Source organism: Streptomyces sp. NPDC058579 (assembly GCF_042718575.1).
Taxonomy (GTDB): Bacteria; Actinomycetota; Actinomycetes; order Streptomycetales; family Streptomycetaceae; genus Streptomyces.
On sequence record NZ_JBHXPI010000008.1, the window covers coordinates 203,981 to 220,941 of the forward strand.

The 16,961-nt window shown below is 72.6% G+C and carries 7 protein-coding genes and 1 pseudogene; 5 read left to right on the plus strand and 3 right to left on the minus strand.

Going from position 1 to position 16,961, the window contains the following annotated elements; genetic code table 11:
* Nucleotides 1-122: 122 nt before the first annotated feature.
* The 5 genes from ACFWRO_RS13870 (at nucleotide 123) to ACFWRO_RS13890 (ending at nucleotide 14,721) form a co-directional block, all read left to right on the plus strand.
* Entirely contained in the window at nucleotides 123-9,737 is a 9,615-nt protein-coding gene (locus ACFWRO_RS13870; protein ID WP_384509060.1) for an amino acid adenylation domain-containing protein, read from the plus strand.
* Nucleotides 9,727-11,397, plus strand: coding sequence for a phytoene desaturase family protein (locus ACFWRO_RS13875; RefSeq protein WP_384509063.1), 1,671 nt, complete (start codon nucleotides 9,727-9,729; stop codon nucleotides 11,395-11,397). Before ACFWRO_RS13870 ends, ACFWRO_RS13875 begins: the two co-directional genes overlap by 11 nt.
* A gap of 44 nt (nucleotides 11,398-11,441) precedes the next feature.
* Complete coding sequence (locus ACFWRO_RS13880; RefSeq protein ID WP_384509204.1) at nucleotides 11,442-13,124, plus strand: phytoene desaturase family protein; 1,683 nt, start codon at nucleotides 11,442-11,444, stop codon at nucleotides 13,122-13,124.
* Nucleotides 13,121-14,326 (plus strand): cytochrome P450, encoded by a 1,206-nt coding sequence (locus tag ACFWRO_RS13885; protein ID WP_384509065.1) that lies wholly within the window; start codon nucleotides 13,121-13,123, stop codon nucleotides 14,324-14,326. Before ACFWRO_RS13880 ends, ACFWRO_RS13885 begins: the two co-directional genes overlap by 4 nt.
* A 95-nt stretch (nucleotides 14,327-14,421) precedes the next feature.
* Complete coding sequence (locus tag ACFWRO_RS13890; RefSeq protein ID WP_384509068.1) at nucleotides 14,422-14,721, plus strand: SCO0607 family lipoprotein; 300 nt, start codon at nucleotides 14,422-14,424, stop codon at nucleotides 14,719-14,721.
* Nucleotides 14,722-14,724: 3 nt separating this feature from the next.
* Here ACFWRO_RS13890 and ACFWRO_RS13895 read toward each other — a convergent pair.
* The 3 genes and pseudogenes from ACFWRO_RS13895 to ACFWRO_RS13905 all read right to left on the minus strand — a co-directional run.
* Nucleotides 14,725-14,946, minus strand: a pseudogene (locus ACFWRO_RS13895) (hypothetical protein); the annotation flags it as partial.
* Nucleotides 14,947-15,004: 58 nt separating this feature from the next.
* The gene (locus tag ACFWRO_RS13900) at nucleotides 15,005-16,237 is read right to left on the minus strand and encodes an ABC transporter permease (RefSeq protein WP_384509071.1); all 1,233 of its coding nucleotides are present in this window, start codon (nucleotides 16,235-16,237) and stop codon (nucleotides 15,005-15,007) included.
* Nucleotides 16,234-16,950, minus strand: coding sequence for an ABC transporter ATP-binding protein (locus tag ACFWRO_RS13905; protein ID WP_384509206.1), 717 nt, complete (start codon nucleotides 16,948-16,950; stop codon nucleotides 16,234-16,236). Before ACFWRO_RS13905 ends, ACFWRO_RS13900 begins: the two co-directional genes overlap by 4 nt.
* Nucleotides 16,951-16,961: the final 11 nt, after the last annotated feature.

A 16,961-nucleotide genomic window follows, 5' to 3' on the forward strand; every position in this document is an offset into this window, starting at 1 on the left:
GCCGCGTCGCCCGCGTCCGCTTTCTGTGGCGCCCGCGCGTCTTTCCGTGACGTCTCGACTCGTGCCGTTCCGCCTCGTCCTGCCCCACCTCTTCTCTCGCTACGCGAATCAAGGGACCGCTCATGCCTGAATCGCTTCGCCATGCCCAAGTCGCCGCCTCGGCCGCCCTCCCCACGCGCGCCGAGAAGATCGCGATCATCGGGATCGGCTGCCGCTTCCCCGGCGGCGCGAACGACCACCGCGGCTTCTGGCGCAACCTGGTCGACGGGAAGGACTGCATCACTCCCACGCCGCTCGACCGGTACGACGTCGCCTCACTGGGCAGCCGTGACAAGTCCAAACCCGGTCGGCTGGTCGGCGGGCGCGGCGGATACATCGACGGCTTCGACGAGTTCGACCCGGAGTTCTTCGGGATCAGCCCCCGCGAGGCGCACTCCATGGACCCGCAGCAGCGCAAGCTCCTCGAGGTGAGCTGGGAGGCCCTGGAGGACGGTGGGCAGAAGCCGGCCGAGCTCGCCGGGCGGGACGTCGGCGTGTTCGTCGGCGCGTTCACCCTCGACTACAAGATCCTGCAATTCGCCGACCTGCGCTTCGACACCCTCGGCGCGCACACCGCGACCGGCACGATGATGACGATGGTGTCGAACCGGCTCTCGCACTGCTTCGACTTCCGGGGGCCCAGCCTCTCCGTCGACTCCGCGTGCAGCTCCTCCCTCGTCGCCGTCCACCTCGCCTGCGAGAGCCTGCGGCGCGGCGAGAGCTCGCTCGCCCTGGCCGGCGGCACGCTGCTCCACCTGACGCCGCAGTACACGATCGCCGAGACGAAGGGCGGTTTCCTCTCCCCGGAGGGCCGCTCCCGGACCTTCGACGCCGAGGCGAACGGCTACGTCCGCGCCGAGGGCGTCGGGATCGTCGTCCTCAAGCGGCTCTCGGACGCGGTACGGGACGGGGACCGGATCCACGCCGTCGTCACCGAGACCGGCGTCAACCAGGACGGCCGCACCAACGGCATCACCGTCCCCAGCGCCGACGCCCAGGTCACCCTGATCGAGCAGGTCTGCGCACGGGCCGGCATCACACCCGGCGACCTCCAGTACGTCGAGGCCCACGGCACCTCTACGCCCGTCGGCGACCCCGTGGAGGCGGGCGCGCTGGCCCGGGTCCTCGCCATCGGGCGCAAGCCGGGCGACGCCTGCTACGTCGGCTCGGTCAAGACGAACATCGGGCACACCGAGTCCGCCGCCGGTATCGCCGGGCTCATCAAGGCCGCGCTCAGCCTCAAGCACCGGCTCATCCCGCCCCACATCAACCTGGAGCGGATCAACCCCGCCATCGACCTCGCCGCCGCGCCGTACGAGATCCCCGACCGGCTCACGCCCTGGCCAGCGCACGAGGGAACCGCCCGCGCCGGGGTCAACTCCTTCGGCTTCGGCGGCACCAACGCCCACGTCCTGCTCGAAGCCGCGCCCGTGCCCTTGCCCGTCGTCACGGATGCCACCGACGCCACCGATGCTCCCGCGCCCGTGCCCTCCGTCCTCCCGCTCAGCACGCGCGACCCCGCCGTCCTGCCCGCGCTCGCCGAGTCCGTCCGCGCGGAACTGGCCGCCCCCGACGAGGGCGCGTCCCTCCCGGACCTGGCGTACTCCCTCGCCCATCGCCGCCAGCACCACGACGTCCGGCTGTCCGTCGTGTACGGCTCGCCCGAGGAGCTCGACGAGGCCCTCGCCGCGTACGGCCGGGGCGAGGAGCACCCCCGTGTGCTGACCGGGAAGCGGCGCGAGGGCCGACAGGCCGAACCCGTCTGGGTGTTCACCGGCATGGGCCCCCAATGGTGGGCGATGGGGCGCCAGTTGTTCGCGTCCCGGCCCGTCTACCGCGAGGCCGTCGAGGCCGTCGACCGGGAGATCGCCGCCCAGGCCGGCTGGTCCCTCGTGGCCGAACTGAACGCGGCCGAGGGCGCCTCCAGGATGGCGGAGACCTGGCTGGCCCAGCCCGCCAACTTCGCCGTCCAGGTGGGCCTCGCCGCACTCTGGCGGGCGCACGGGGTGGAGCCCGCCGCCGTCGTCGGCCACAGCACGGGCGAGATCGCCGCGTTCTACGAGGCCGGGGTGTACAGCCTCCGCGACGCCGTGCGGATCGTGCTGACCCGCAGCCGCCTCCAGCACAGGCTGGCCGGCACCGGCACCATGCTCGCCGTCGGGCTCCCCGAGGACGAGGCGCTGCGCCGGGCCGCGCCCTTCGGAGAGCGGCTGTCCGTCGCCGCCGTCAACAGCCCGGGCGCACTCACCCTGGCCGGCGAGGAGGCCGCGCTCGGCGCGTTCGCCACGTCCCTGCGCGCCGACGGGGTGTTCGCGAAGCTCCTCGACGTACAAGTGCCGTACCACTCCGCCGCGATGGACGCGATCAAGGACGAACTGCTCGCCGAGCTCGCCGACATCGAGCCCCGCGCCGCCCGGCTTCCGCTCCACCTCACCGGACGGGAAGGCCGGGCCGAAGGCCCCGAGCTGGACGCCGACTACTGGTGGCACAACGTGCGCGACACCGTGCGCTTCCGCGCGGCCGTCGACGCGCTCGCCGCCGACGGCTACCGCACCTTCCTGGAGATCGGGCCGCATCCGGTGCTCGGCCACTCCATCAAGGAGTGCTTCCAGCACGCGGCCGAGACCGGTGAGTCCACCGCGACCACGCTGCCCTCCATCCGCCGAGCCGAGGACGAGGCCCTCCGCTTCACCACCTCCCTGGCCGCGCTCCACACCCTCGGCAGCCGGGTCGACTGGCACGCCCTCCACCCGCGCGGCCGGTCCGTACCCCTGCCGCGCTATCCCTGGCGGCGCGACCGCTACTGGACCGAACCCGAGCCGGTCGCCCAGGTACGCCTCGGCCGGCAGGACCACCCGCTGCTCGGCCGGCGCCTCGACACCGCCGAGCCCACCTGGGAGGTGGCGCTCGACGTCGAGACTCAGCCCTATCTCGCCGACCACCGCATCCAGGGGCGGACCCTGTTCCCCGCCGCCGGCTACATCGAGATGGCCACCCAGGCCGTCCGGGCGGTGACCGGCGCCGAGGACGTCGTGCTCGGCGACATCGAACTGCGCAAGGCCCTGTTCCTGCCGGACGACGCCCCCAAGGCGGTCCAGCTGTCGCTCTCCACCCGGTCGGCCGCGTTCACGGTGGCGACCGGCGGCGGTGACAGCCCCACCGTCCACGCCGTCGGAGTCGTACGCGGCGGGGCGCCCGTGCCACGTCGTACGCCGGCGGAGGTGGAGGCGATCCGCAAGCGCGCGGAGCGGACCCTCGACTCCGTGACCTGCTACGAGACCCTCGGCGCGCGTGGCTACCACTACGGACCCGCCTTCCAGGGCATCGCCGAGGCGTGGCGGGGGCGCGGCGAGCACGGACAGGGCGAGGCGCTCGCGCTGATCCGGCCGCCCGCGAGCGTCGGCGGCGGCGCGGCGGGCCACCAGCTCCACCCCGTCCTCCTCGACGCCTGCTTCCAGGCCCTGCTCGTGGCCGGACTCCCGGACGAGACCGCGGCCGGTGAGGCGGGCACGGGCATCCTGCTGCCGCTCTCCGTAGACGAGGTGCGGACGACACCGATCGGCGACCGGCCCCTGTGGGCCCACGCCACGATCACCCGGCGCGCGGACGACGAACTCGTCGGCGACATCGTCCTCTACACCGAAGGAGGCGAACGAGTCGGCCACGTCCACGGCTTCCGCGCCGCGGACGTCGAGCAGGCATCGGCGACGGTCGGACTCGCCACGATCGACGGCTGGCTCGCCGAACTGGCGTGGACGGAGGAGTCGTTGGACGAGGTCGACGCCAAGGACCCCGGGAGCTGGCTGCTGTTCGCCGACCGGCGCGGGGGAGTGGCGGACGCCCTGGAGCGGCTCGTCACCGCGCGTGGCGGGAGCTGCCACCTCGTCCGGCCGGGCGACGCGTACACCTTCGGCGCGGACGACGGCGCGCGCTCCGAGGTCGTGCCCGGGAGCGCCGACGACCTGCGGCGGCTCCTCGCCGACCTGGCCGCGCGCGACGGGCGTCCCGTCAGCGCCGTCGTGCACCTGTGGAACCTGGACCTGCCCGCGCTCGACGCGACCTCCCGCGAGGACCTCGACCGGCACAGCGCGCTGGGCGCCTACTCCGTCGTCGCCCTCGCGCAGGCGCTCCGGGACGACCCAGGACAGCTCGCCGCGCCTGCGGCCCTGCACCTCGTCACCAGGGGCACCCAGGCGGCGGCCCCCGGCGACCCGGTCGAACCCCTCGGCGCCCCGGCCTGGGGCATCGGCCGCGTGCTGCGGCACCAGGAACTGATCGCCCACCCCGGCAAGCTGATCGACCTGGAGGGCGCGGGGACGGCCACTGCTCTCGTGGGGTCGACCACCGCCCCCGCGGGGTCGGCCACTGCCCCCGCGGGATCGGCCACCGCCCCCGCGGGGAAGGGACCCACCCCGGACCCCGAGGCCGACGCCCACGCCCTCCTGCGTGAGGTCCTCGCCCCGCCCGGCGCCGACCGCCCCCAGGACGAGGTCGCCCTGCGGGACGGCCGCCGGCTGGTCAGCGGACTCGTCCGGCCCGAAGGCCTCACCCGCCCCCTGCCGCCCCGGCTCCGCCCGGACGGCGCCTACTTGGTGACCGGGGCCTTCGGCGCCCTCGGCCGGCTGCTCTGCCGCTACCTCGTCCGCCAGGGCGCCCGGCACCTGATCCTGGTGGGCCGTACCGAGCTGCCCGACCGCGCCACCTGGCGGACCCTCGACCCGGACGCCCCCGAGGCCTCCGGAGTGCGCTTCGTCAAGGAGCTGGAGGCGCTCGGCGCCCACCCCGTGCACGCGGCCCTCGACATCGCCGACGAGCCCGCGCTCGCCGCGTGGCTGGCCGCCCGCAGGGACCGGGACGCCCCTCCCGTACGCGGGGTGTTCCATCTCGCCGGGCACGTACGGGACATCCCGGTCCAGGACATGGACCGGGCCTCCTTCGACGCCGTGCTCGCCCCGAAGGCCGCCGGGGCCTGGCTCCTGCACCACCTGCTGCGCGACGAGCCGCTCGACCACTTCGTGCTCTTCTCCTCCGTCGCCGCACTGCTCACCACCACCGGCCAGACCAACTACGCGGCGGGCAACGCCTTCCTCGACGCCCTCGCCCACCACCGCAGGGCCCGTGGCCTGCCCGCGCTCAGCCTGAACTGGGGCCCGTGGGCGACCGGCATGATCGAGGAGCTGAGCCTGGTCGAGCACTACCGCGTGGTCCGGGGCATGAACTCGCTCTCCCCGGCCGCCGGGACGGCCGTCCTGGAGCGGGTCTTCGGGCAGGACCGGGCGCAGCTGCTGATCGCCACGATCAGCGACTGGAAGACCTTCCTCGCCTGGTACCCCACCTCGCCCCCGCTCGTCGCCGGACTCGCCGCCGAGGCCGCCGCGTCCGCCGGCGGCCCGGCCGGGGCCGAAGGACAGGGCGGCTATCTCGCCCGGTTCCGTGCGGCCGCCGACGAGGAGGAGCGGGCCAGGCTCGCAGCCGACCACTTCCTCGCCCCCGCAGCGACCGTCCTGCGGGTGGGCGCCGAGCGGATCGACCCGGACGCCGGGCTCGCCGAGCTCGGTCTCGACTCGCTCCTCGCGATGGAGCTGCGGGCCCGGATCCAGGCGGAGACCGGTGTCGCGCTGCCCGTCGTGGCGCTGCTCAGCGGAGCCCCCGTACGGGAGTTGATCGCCCACCTGTACGCCGCCACGCAGACGCTCGCGGCTCAGGGCGAGGGGCCCGAGGACACGGTGGCGACGATCGAGCTGTACGAGGACCCGGGCCGCCACCCCCTCACCCAGAACCAGAAGGCGCTCTGGTTCCTCAAGCAGCTCAACCCCGACGGGTTCGCCTACAACATCGGCGGCGCCGTCGAGGTCCGTACGGTCATCGAGCCCGAACTGATGGCGGAGGCCGTCCGTGCGCTCGTCGCCCGCCACCCCGTCCTGCGGGCGAACTTCGTCCTGGAGGACGGCCGCCCGGTGCAGACCGTCTCCGACCCCATGGAGCCGGACTTCGAGGTGTTCGACGTCGAGGGCCTGCCCTGGGACGAGATCCGCGAGCTGATCGTCGCGGAGTACCGCGAGCCGTACGACCTCGCCCACGACCCGCTGATGCGGTTCCGGCTCTTCCGGCGCGGCCCCGACCGCTGGGTGATCATGAAGGCGGTCCACCACATCGTCTCGGACGCCATCTCCACCTTCACCTTCATCGAGGAGCTGCTCGCCCTCTACGAGGGCATGCGCGCGGGCCGGCCGGTCGAGCTGCCGCCCGTCCCGGCCCGGTACCTCGACTTCCTCAACCGGCAGAACCGCTTCCTGGCCTCCCCGGACGCCGACCGCATGCTGGAGTACTGGCGCGGCGCCCTGCCCGCCGAGATCCCGCCGCTCGCCCTGCCGACGGACGGGCCCCGGCCGCCGGTGCAGACGCACAACGGAGCCTCCGAGTTCTTCGTCCTCGACGAGGAACTCAGCGCCCGGGTGCACACCCTGGCCCGCGAGCACGGCGTCACCCCCTTCATGGTGCTGCTGTGCGCGTACTACCTCCTGCTGCACCGCCACTCCGGACAGGACGACCTCGTCGTCGGCAGCCCGGTGACCGGCCGCACGGACGAGGAACTCGGCTCCGTCTACGGGTACTTCGTCAACCCGCTGCCGCTGCACGTGAACCTGGCCGGCGACCCGACCGTCGGCGAGCTGCTCGCCCAGGTCCGCCGGACCGTCCTCGGGGGCCTGGACCACCAGGAGTACCCCTTCGTGCTGCTCGTCGAGAAGCTGGGCCTCCAGCACGACCCGAGCCGCTCGGCGGTCTTCCAGGCGATGTTCATCCTGCTGGCCCACAAGGTGTCCTCGCAGCAGTACGGCTATCACCTCGACTACATCGAACTCCCCGAGGAGGAAGGGCAGTTCGACGTCACCCTCTCCGCGTACGAGGACGAGAGCGAGAGCCGCTTCCACTGCGTCCTGAAGTACAACACCGACCTGTTCGGCCCCCGGACCGTCCGCCGCATGGCCGACCACTACCGCACGCTCCTCGACGCCCTGACCCGCGCCGCGGGCGACCGGCCGGTGGCCGCGCTCGACATGCTCGGCGCGCACGAGCGCCACGAGATCCTGCACGGCCGTGCCGCCCGGGGGCCGGTGGTCGCCCAGGACCGGCCCGTGCACCGCCTCTTCGAGGAGGCGGCGGCCCGCACCCCCGACGCGGTGGCGGTCACCGTGCCCGCCGCCGGAACCGGGGGAGAGGCGCGCCGGCTGACGTACGGCGAGCTGGAGCGGGCCTCCGCGGCGCTGGCCGGACGGCTCCGGGCCCGCGGGGTGGGCGCCGGCGACGTGGTCGCCGTCTGCCTGCCGAAGTCGCCCGAGCTGATCGTCGCCCTGCTCGCGGTCTGGCGGGCCGGGGCCGCCTACCTGCCGCTGGACCCCGGCCACCCGGTCGACCGGCTCGCCGCCATGACGGGCAACGTAGGTGCCGCACTGGTCATCGCCGAGCCCGACGGCGCGGAGCGACTCGCGGCCCTCGGCGCGGAGTTCCTCACGGACGTGCTCCCGGACGTGCTCACCGAAGGCGCGGACGAGCCGCTCGGCGACCTGCCCCACGACCCCGACACCCCCGCGTACGTCATCCACACCTCCGGTTCGACCGGCAGGCCGAAGGCCGTGCGCGTCTCCCACCGTGCCCTCGCCGCCGTCCACGGCGCCTGGCGCGAGGAGTACGGCCTGGCCGCCGAGCCCGGCGTCCATCTCCAGCTCGCCGCCGTCTCCTTCGACGTGTTCACCGGCGACCTGGTCCGCGCCCTGTGCTCCGGTGGCCGGCTCGTCCTCGCCGACCGTGACCTGCTGCTCAACACGGCACGCCTGTACGAGGCGATGACGGCCGAGCGGGTCGACTGCGCCGAGTTCGTGCCCGCCACGGCCCGCGCCCTGATGGTCCACTGCGAGGAGGGCGGTCACCGGCTCGACTTCATGCGCCTGATGATCGTCGGCTCCGACACGTGGAAGGTCGCGGAGTACGAGCGGCTGCGCCGGCTCTGCGGCCCGGAGACCCGGGTCATCAACTCGTACGGCCTCACGGAGGCGACCGTCGACAGCGCCTGCTTCGAAGGCCCCACCGACGGCCTCGACCCCAACGGCACCGTCCCTGTCGGCGCACCCCTGCCCAACTGCGTCCTGCACGTCCTGGACGCCCGCCTCGAACCCGTCCCGCCCGGTGTCGTCGGCGAGCTGTGGGCCGGCGGCCCCGGCCTCGCCCTCGACTACGCGGGCGACCCCGAGCAGACCGCCCTGCGCTTCGTCACCCTCACCCTCGACCAAGGCCCCGACGCGGCCCCCGAGCGGCTCTACCGCACCGGGGACCTCGCCCGCAGGGACGACCGGGGCCGGATCCACCTGCTCGGCCGCGCCGACGCCCAGATCAAGCTGCGCGGCCACCGCGTCGAGCCGGGCGAGATCGAGTCCCTGCTGCTCGAAGTCCCCGGCATCGCCGAGGCGTTCGTGACCGTCCGCACCGGCGCGGCGGGCGAGGCTGCGCTTTGCGCGTACGTCGTCGCGGCCGCCGGGAGCACACCGGACCCGCTCGCCCTGCGCCGCCATCTGGCCGGCCATCTGCCCACGTACCTCATCCCGGCCCAGCTGACGGTCCTGGACGCCCTGCCCCTGACCCCGAACGGCAAGGTCGACCCCGCGGCGCTCCCCGAGCCCCGGGCCGAAGCCGCCAAGGAGGACCACGAACCGCCCGTGACGCTCTACGAGGAGCGGGTCGCCGCGCACTGGAAGGCGGTGCTCGGCATCGAACGGATCGGCCTGAGCACCGACTTCTTCGCCTCCGGCGGCAGCTCCATCACGCTCATCGAACTCATCCACCACCTGCAGAAGGAGTTCGGCATCGCCATCCCGGTCGGCCTGCTCTTCAAGGTCACCACGCTCCACGGCATGGCCCGCACCGTCGAGTCCATCGTCACCGGCCGGGTCTCCGGGACCCTGCCGCAGCTGACGTTCAACGCGGGCGCGGGCCCCGCCCTGTTCTGCCTCCCGCCGGCCGGCGGCCACGGCCTCGTCTACCGTCACTTCGCCGCGCACCTGCCCTCGTACGAAGTGATCGCCTTCAACCACGTCGACGGCGACAAGACCGTTCGCTACGCCGATCTCGTCGAGGAGCTGCGGCCCACCGGCCCGTGCCTCCTGCTCGGCTACTCCCTCGGCGGCAACCTCGCCTTCGAGGTCGCCAAGGAGCTGGAGCGGCGGGGCCGCGAGGTGTCCCACGTGGTGATCCTTGACTCGTACCGGATCGAGGAGGCGTACGGCATCGCCGCCGAGCACGTCGAGGCCTTCGAGCACGAGCTGCGCGAACACCTGCGCCGGCACACCGGCTCCGAGACGGTCACCGCGCAGACGCTCGGCCAGGCCAGGGACTACCTGGAGTTCTGCGGCCGGACCCCGAACCTCGGGACGGTGACCGCGGCCGTGACCGTGATCGCCGACGAGGCCAAGGCCGAGCTGTACGCGGTGGGGCAGCGCGGCAGTTGGGCCGCCGCCTCCACCACCGGCAACCGGCTCGTGCGCGGCTCCGGCCTGCACGCCGAGATGCTCGACGAGAAGCCGGCGGCGCGCAACGCGGCGCTCGCCCGGGCCGCCCTCGACGACGACATCGCCGCCGCCGCGAGGGAGGGCCTCACCTTCCTCGCCGTCGCGCCCACGACGGAGGGGGAGACCGATGTCGCGTGAGAAGAGGACCGTGTGGGAGCGGCGGGAGGCCAGGGCGCCGGGCGAGGCGCCCCGGGTGATCATCATCGGCGGTGGCATCGGCGGGCTCTCCACCGGTGTGTACTCCCAGATGAGCGGAGCCGAGACGCGGATCTTCGAGCGGCACGTGCTGCCCGGCGGCTGCTGCACCGCCTGGTCGCGCCAGGACTACGTCTTCGACTACTGCATCGAGTGGCTCACCGGCACGGGCCGGGGCAATGACGCCGCCCGCGTCTGGCGGGAGTTGGGCGCGCTAGACGGGAAGAGCATCGCGAACTTCGAGATGTTCAACACCGTCACCGACGAGAGCGGCCGTTCGGTCACCTTCTACAACGACCCCGACCGGCTCGAAGCCCACCTGCTGGAACTGTCGCCGGCCGACGCCCGCCCCATCCGGGCGTTCTGCCGGGACCTGCGGCGCTTCACCCGGATCAACCTCTACCCGTTCCTGACCCCTTCGCCGCTCCAGTCCCCGCGCGAGCGCCTCGCGACGCTGCGCGCGGTCCTCCCCTCCTTCCTGCTGCTGTGGCGGACCGCGGTGACGCGGATGGAGACCTTCTGCGACCGGTTCCAGGACCCGCTGCTGCGCCGGGCGTTCCCGTTCATCTTCTTCCAGGACCACGAGGTCTTCCCGCTGCTGCCGTACCTGTTCAACATGGCCAGCGCCTACCACCTCAACGCCGGTTTCCCGCAGGGCGGTTCGCTGGGCCTGGCCCGCTCGGTCGAGGACCGCTACACCGGGCTCGGCGGACGGATCGACTACCGGGCCCGGGTCGAACGGATCCTGGTGGAGAACGACCGTGCGATCGGCGTCGAACTGCGCGGCGGCGAACGGCACTTCGCCGACCATGTGGTGGCCGCCTGCGACGGCGCCACCACCCTCCACGGCCTGCTCGACGGCCGCTACACCAGCCCTCGGGTCGAGGGGCTGTTCGCGCAGATGACCGAGAGCCCGGACGTGGTCTACCCGGGCGTCGTCTCCGCCTTCATCGGTCTGAAGGACGAGCTGGACCCCGCCGCCCGGCACAGCGTCACCTATCTGCTCTCCGACGAGGACAGCAAGGCCCTGCCGGGCGTCCTGCAGAACAGCCTCGTGGTGCAGATGCGCTCCCGCTACTCCGACGGCTTCGCCCCGCCGGGCAAGTCCGTCGTCCACTGCACGTACTTCAGCGACTACGAGTCGTGGAAGGAGTTGCGGCGCACCGACCGGCGGGCGTACTGGGCCCGCAAGCAGGAGGTCGCCGACTTCGTCCGGGGCTTCCTGGAGCGGCATCACCCGGGCATCGGCCGGGCGATCGAGGTCGTCGACGTGGCGTCCCCGGTGACGACGGAGCGGTACACCGGCGTGCGCGGCGGCTCCATCCTCGGCTGGAAGTCCTTCACCGCGGCCGACGACGTCATCACCGCGATCATCAACAAGGACCGGATGCGGCTGCCCGGCCTCGACGGGCTCTCGCTCGCGGGCCAGTGGTTCGGCGGCGGCAGCCTGATCCGCGCCGCCGCGAGCGGCCGGTTCGTCACCCAGTACCTGTGCCGGGACCTCGGCCTGGAGTTCCAGGCCTGGGAGTCGACCGACACCACTCCGTGGCACCCGGACCGGCTCGGCCGGCTGCCTCAACTCGAATCCCGCAGGGTCAGGTGACCGCCGTGACGAGTACGCAGACGCCGCCCAAGCGCCGCGAAACCATGATCATCATCGGTGGGGGCCTCGGCGGCCTCTCCACCGGCGCGTACGCCCGCATGAACGGCTACCGCACCCGCATCTTCGAGATGCACGAGATCCCCGGCGGCTGCTGCACCGGCTGGGACCGGGGCGACTACACCTTCGACGCCTGCATCAGCTGGCTCCTCGGCAACGGGCCGGGCAACGAGATGCATCAGATCTGGCTCGAACTCGGGGCGCTCCAGGGCAAGGAGATGCGCCACTTCGACGTCTTCAACACCGTGCGCGGCGCGGACGGGCGGGCCGTCTACTTCTACTGCGACCCCGACCGCCTCGAAGCCCACCTGCTCGACCTTTCGCCCGCCGACGCCCGGCCCATCAGGGCCTTCTGCGCGGGCCTGCGCAAGTTCATCACCTGCCTGCCCTCGTACCCCTTCCTCAAACCCGTGCCGCTGATGACCCGCCGGGAGCGCTGGCGGATGCTGGCCGGCTTCGTGCCGTACTTCAACCTCTTCCGCACCTCGATGTCCGTGCTGATGACGGAGTACTCGACGCGCTTCAAGGACCCGCTGCTGAGGGAGGCGTTCAACTACATCCTGTACGAGAAGCACCCCGGCTTCCCTGTCCTGCCGTTCTACTTCCAGATGGCCGCGCAGGCCCACCGGTCGGCGGGCGTCCCCGAGGGAGGCTCCCTCGGCCTCGCCCGCTCCATCGAGCAGCGCTATCTGCGGCTCGGCGGCGAGATCACCTACAACGCCCTCGTCGAGGAGATCCTCGTCAAGGACGACCGCGCGATCGGCGTCCGGCTGGCCAACGGCGAGGAGCACTACGCCGACATCGTCGTCTCCGCGTGCGACGGCCCCACCACGCTCCTGAAGCTCCTCGACGGCCGCTACCTGGACGGCGACTACGCGACGCTCTACCGGGAGACCCTGCACCGGCCCGGGATGGTCTTCCCCGGCTACGTCAGCGTCTTCCTGGGCCTTCGCCGCCCCTTCCCGGACGCCGACCCCACCACCACCCACCTCCTCGACGAGGAGACGGCCGGACGGCTCACCGGCATCCGGCACCCGAGCCTCAACGTCCAGTTCCGCAGCCGCTTCTACCCCGAGATGTCGCCCCAGGACACGACCGTCATCTACGCCACGTACTTCTCCGACACCGCGCCCTGGCGAGAGCTTGCCGAGGGCCCCGAGCGGCTCAGCCGCCCGCGCCGCGGAACGGAGCTGCACACCCTGCCCGTGCGGCGGGGCAAGGCGTACGCCGTGGCCAAACGCCGGACCCGGGACGCCGTCGTGGACTTCCTCGACGCGCGCTACCCCGGCCTGAAGGACTCCATCGCCGTACGGGACACCAGCACGCCCCTCACCCAGATCCGCTACACAGGCAGCTACGAGGGCACGTTCCTCGGCTGGCAGCCCTTCGTGGAGAGCGGCGAGGCGATGGAGGAGCTCGTCAAGAAGAACGGCCCCGTCCTGCCGGGTCTGGGCGACTTCTACCTCTCCGGGGTGTGGGCCACCACCGGCGGCCTGATCCGGGCCGCCGCGGCCGGACGCCAGGTCATGCAGTTCGTCTGCCGCGACGACGGCCTCGACTTCACCGCCGACGTCGACACCAGCGCACCCCTGCCCACCCACGTCCTCGTCCCCGTGGGCCCGGGCCCGCAGGCACCCCCCGCCTCCGCCGAGAAAGGCACCGCCCCATGACCGCGACCCCGCTTCCGTACCCCTTCTGGACCGATCACGGACTCGGCGTCTCCAGCGGGTACGGGCCGCTGCGCGGCCGGCCGCTGACCCGGGTCCGTCTCCCGTACGGCGACGAGGCCTGGCTCGCCACCTCGTACGAGGACGTGCGCGGCGTCCTCTCGGACGGCCGGTTCTCCCTCGCCGAGGCGCTACGGCGCGACCATCCCCGCATCGACCCGATGCCCCGCGCCGGCGGCGGCCTCATCGCCCTCGACGCGCCGCGCCACACGCCCCTGCGGGCGCTGCTGGCCAAGGAGTTCACGGCACGCCGCATGGAGGGCCTGCGTGTCCGCATCCGGGAGGTGGCCGACGAACTGCTCGACCGGATCGAGGAGACCGGGCCTCCCGCCGACCTGGTGGAGGACCTGTCCTTCCCGCTGCCCATGACCCTCATCTGCGAACTGATCGGCGTCCCCGCCGCCGACATGCCCTCCGTACGGGCGTGGGCGGACGTCATCTGCTCCGGCAGCGAGACGCCCGAGGTGCTTGAGCAGCGGGGGAAGGACTTCTTCACCCGGATGCACGCCTTGATCGAGGAACGCCGCCGAGCCCCCGCCGAGGACCTCCTCACGCTCCTGGTCCGCGCGCATGATGACGGCACTCTGACGGAGCCGGAACTGACAGGCCTGCTGGGCGAGTTGCTGATCGCGGGCTTCGTCACGACGACGAACCAGATCGCCAACTTCTTCGCGGTGCTCCTCCTGCCCGGCGAGGCGAGGGGCGACGGCACCGAATGGCTGGCGACCCTGCGAGCCCAGCCCGAACTGATCCCCCGGGCGGTGGAGGAACTCCTGCGCTACGTCCCCCTGCTCAACGGCCTCACCCTGCCCCGCTACGCCCGGGAGGACGTGGAACTGGGGGGCGTCCTGATCCGCGAGGGCGAGGCGGTCGTGGTCTCCCAGGCGGCCGCCAACCACGACCCGGCCGTCTTCCCGGACCCCGACCGCCTGGTCCTGGACCGGCCGGGCGCCGCGCACATCAGCTTCGGCCACGGCATCCACTACTGCCTGGGCGCCCATCTGGCCCGGCTTGAACTCCAGATCACCCTCGAACGCGTCACGACCCGCCTTCCGGGCTTGCGCCTCGCGGTCCCGGAGCAGGAACTGCGCTGGCGCTCCCGGGAGTTCTTCAGCGGACTGAGGGCGCTGCCGGTTGCTTGGTGAGTGCACGACACGGGGTCTCTGAGTACGCGTACTCATGGCACGACGATCACGGTCGGCGAGGGTGGTGCCCACGCCGACCGACAGGAGAGACCACGATGTCCACCCACCGCCCCTCCACCGCAAGAGGGTTCGCCCTCGCCGCCGTCACAGCCGTGGCGGCGGCCTGGGTGCTCACCGGCTGCGCGTACGAGGAGGACATCTGCAGCAGCGGCGAATACCCGGTCATGACCGTGGGCGCCACGGGCTCCGCGTGCGTAAGCAACAAGGAGCAGCCGCCGGAGGGCTATGTGCGCTACCCCGAGGGCAAGGTCCCGCTGAAGGTCGACGACAAGTGGGACATCTACTGGAACACCCACACGCTCGACAAGGACGGCAAGATCATCGACGCGCCGTAGGCGTCAGGTACGGGTCAGCCAGCAGGTGGCCGCCACCACCTCGCCGGCGATGTCGAGCACGGAACGCCCGTCCGTCACCACCCGAACCGTGTCCTCGGGGGCCTGCGCGTCCAGAAGATGCGCCTTACGCGCGCTGTTTTCCAGCTCGTGCTCCAGCTCCGAGCCGAGCTCCCGGCCCGCCAGGCGCTCACCCGCCGTGACGTCCGTGGCGGTGAGCAGTACCTCCGCGTGAGTCATGGAGAGACCGTGCCGGACGGCGACCGGATCGGGCCAGGGGATTTCGTCAGGTCGCGTTGAGCGCCGTGGTCGGGTCCAGGCGGGAGGCGCGGATCGCGGGGTAGAGGCCCGCGAGGGCGCCGATGGCGAGGGTCGCGGCCAGGCCGCCTGCCAGGGACCACGGCGGGACGACCGGTGTCCAGCCCTGGACGAGGGCGAAGCCGTGGGTGGCCGCAGTGCCCAGGGCCGCGCCCGCCAGGCCGCCGAGAGCCGACAGGAGGAGCGACTCGGTGAGGAACTGGAGCCGGATCGCGTTCCGGGTGGCGCCAAGGGCCCGGCGCAGACCGATCTCCTGACGCCGTTCCAGTACGGACACGACCATCGTGTTCGCGACCCCCACACCCCCGACGAGCAGGGCCACGGCGCCCAGGCCGAGCATCAGCGTGGTGAGACCCTCGTCGGTCGCGGCCTTCGCGGCGAGCGCGTCGGAGGGCCGGGAGACCTTCACCCCGGCCGGATTGCCGGGGCTGACCGTACGGGCGAGTACGGCGCGCACGTCCGCCACCGACGGGTCGGAGGAGCGTTCGAAGATGGTGGTGGGATGGCCGTCGAAGCCGAAGTGGCGCTCGGCGGCCGGGAATCCGACGAGGGCGACCCGGTCCAGATTGGGGACCAGCTCGATCGGTTCGAGGATGCCGACGACCACGACGTACTCGTCGTCCATCATGATCTTCTCGCCGGGCGCGGTGACGCCGAGCCGCCTCGCCGCGACCGATCCGAGGACGGTCACCGGAAGCCGTTCGTTCGCCTCGTTCAACCACACCCCCCGGCCGACCTCCGCGCCGAGCGCCGTGAGCAGGTCGGGCCGGGCGGCCTGGGCGGTGACACCCGCCGTCCGCTCCTCGGGTACGACATCGCTCCGTCGGATCCGCGCGTCGACGTCGGCCGTGGCTGTCGCGTGCTGGACGGGTCCGATGCGCTCGACCATCGCGACGGCGTTCTTGGGCAGCTTGACCTGCTGCCCATAGGCGTCCTGGCCGGCCTCTGCGGTCAGCAGGTTGGTGCCAAGGCGGTCGAGGCGGCTCATCAGGTCGGCGCGGCTGGACGTGGAGAGACCGACGACGGCGATCATGGTCGCGATGCCGATGGCGATGCCGAGGGCGGACAGCACGACCCGCGTACGGCGTGCGCGCAGGCCGACCGCTCCCGTACGCAGGACATCGTGGAAGGCAAGGCGGGCCGGCCGCAGCCTACGGGAGGTCTCGTACCGGCCCCTGGGGCGTGATGCCGTGGAGCTCATGCCGTCACCCCCGAGTCGGCGACGATCTCGCCGTCGCGGAAGCGGACCCGCCGGGGCAGGGAGTCGGCGATGTCCTGGTCGTGGGTGATCACGCACACGGTGGTGCCGGCCGCGTTCAGCTCGTGCAGCAGCCCCATCACGATCCGGCCGGACGCGCTGTCGAGGGCGCCCGTCGGCTCGTCGGCGAGCAGCAGGTCCGGTTCGCCCACGAGCGCCCGGGCGATCGCGACGCGCTGTTTCTCCCCACCGGAGAGTTCGGTGGGCCGGTGGTCGAGACGGTGCCCGAGCCCCACCCGTTCCAGCGCCGCACGGGCCCGCGCCCGGCGGTCCTTCGCACCGACGCCCGCGTACAGCAGCCCGTCGCCGACGTTGTCGACCGCGTCCCGCCCGGGGGAGAGGTGGAAGTGCTGGAAGACGAAGCCGATGTGCCGGGCCCGCAGCGCGGAGAGCTGGGCGTCGCTCAGGGCGCCGACCTCGTGTCCCGCGACATGGACGGTCCCGGTGGTGGGCCGGTCGAGGGTGCCGACGATGTTCAGCACGGTGGACTTGCCGGAGCCCGACGGGCCGACGACGGCGAGGAGTTCGCCCGCACCGACGGTCAGGTCCACCGCGCGCAGGGCGTGGACGGGACCGGGGTGGGTCTTCGACACACCCCGGAGCTCGATCACCGGGGTGCCGGCCGAGGCCGGTGGGGAGGCCGACGGCAGCTTCAGCGTGGACGGGT

Bases quoted from the DNA above. Each gene is read 5' to 3' on its own strand.
- ACFWRO_RS13870 (WP_384509060.1), top strand. From the start codon at position 123: ATGCCTGAATCGCTTCGCCATGCCCAAGTCGCCGCCTCGGCCGCCCTC.
- ACFWRO_RS13875 (WP_384509063.1), top strand. From the start codon at position 9,727: ATGTCGCGTGAGAAGAGGACCGTGTGGGAGCGGCGGGAGGCCAGGGCG.
- ACFWRO_RS13880 (WP_384509204.1), top strand. From the start codon at position 11,442: ATGATCATCATCGGTGGGGGCCTCGGCGGCCTCTCCACCGGCGCGTAC.
- ACFWRO_RS13885 (WP_384509065.1), top strand. From the start codon at position 13,121: ATGACCGCGACCCCGCTTCCGTACCCCTTCTGGACCGATCACGGACTC.
- ACFWRO_RS13890 (WP_384509068.1), top strand. From the start codon at position 14,422: ATGTCCACCCACCGCCCCTCCACCGCAAGAGGGTTCGCCCTCGCCGCC.
- ACFWRO_RS13900 (WP_384509071.1), bottom strand. From the start codon at position 16,237: ATGAGCTCCACGGCATCACGCCCCAGGGGCCGGTACGAGACCTCCCGT.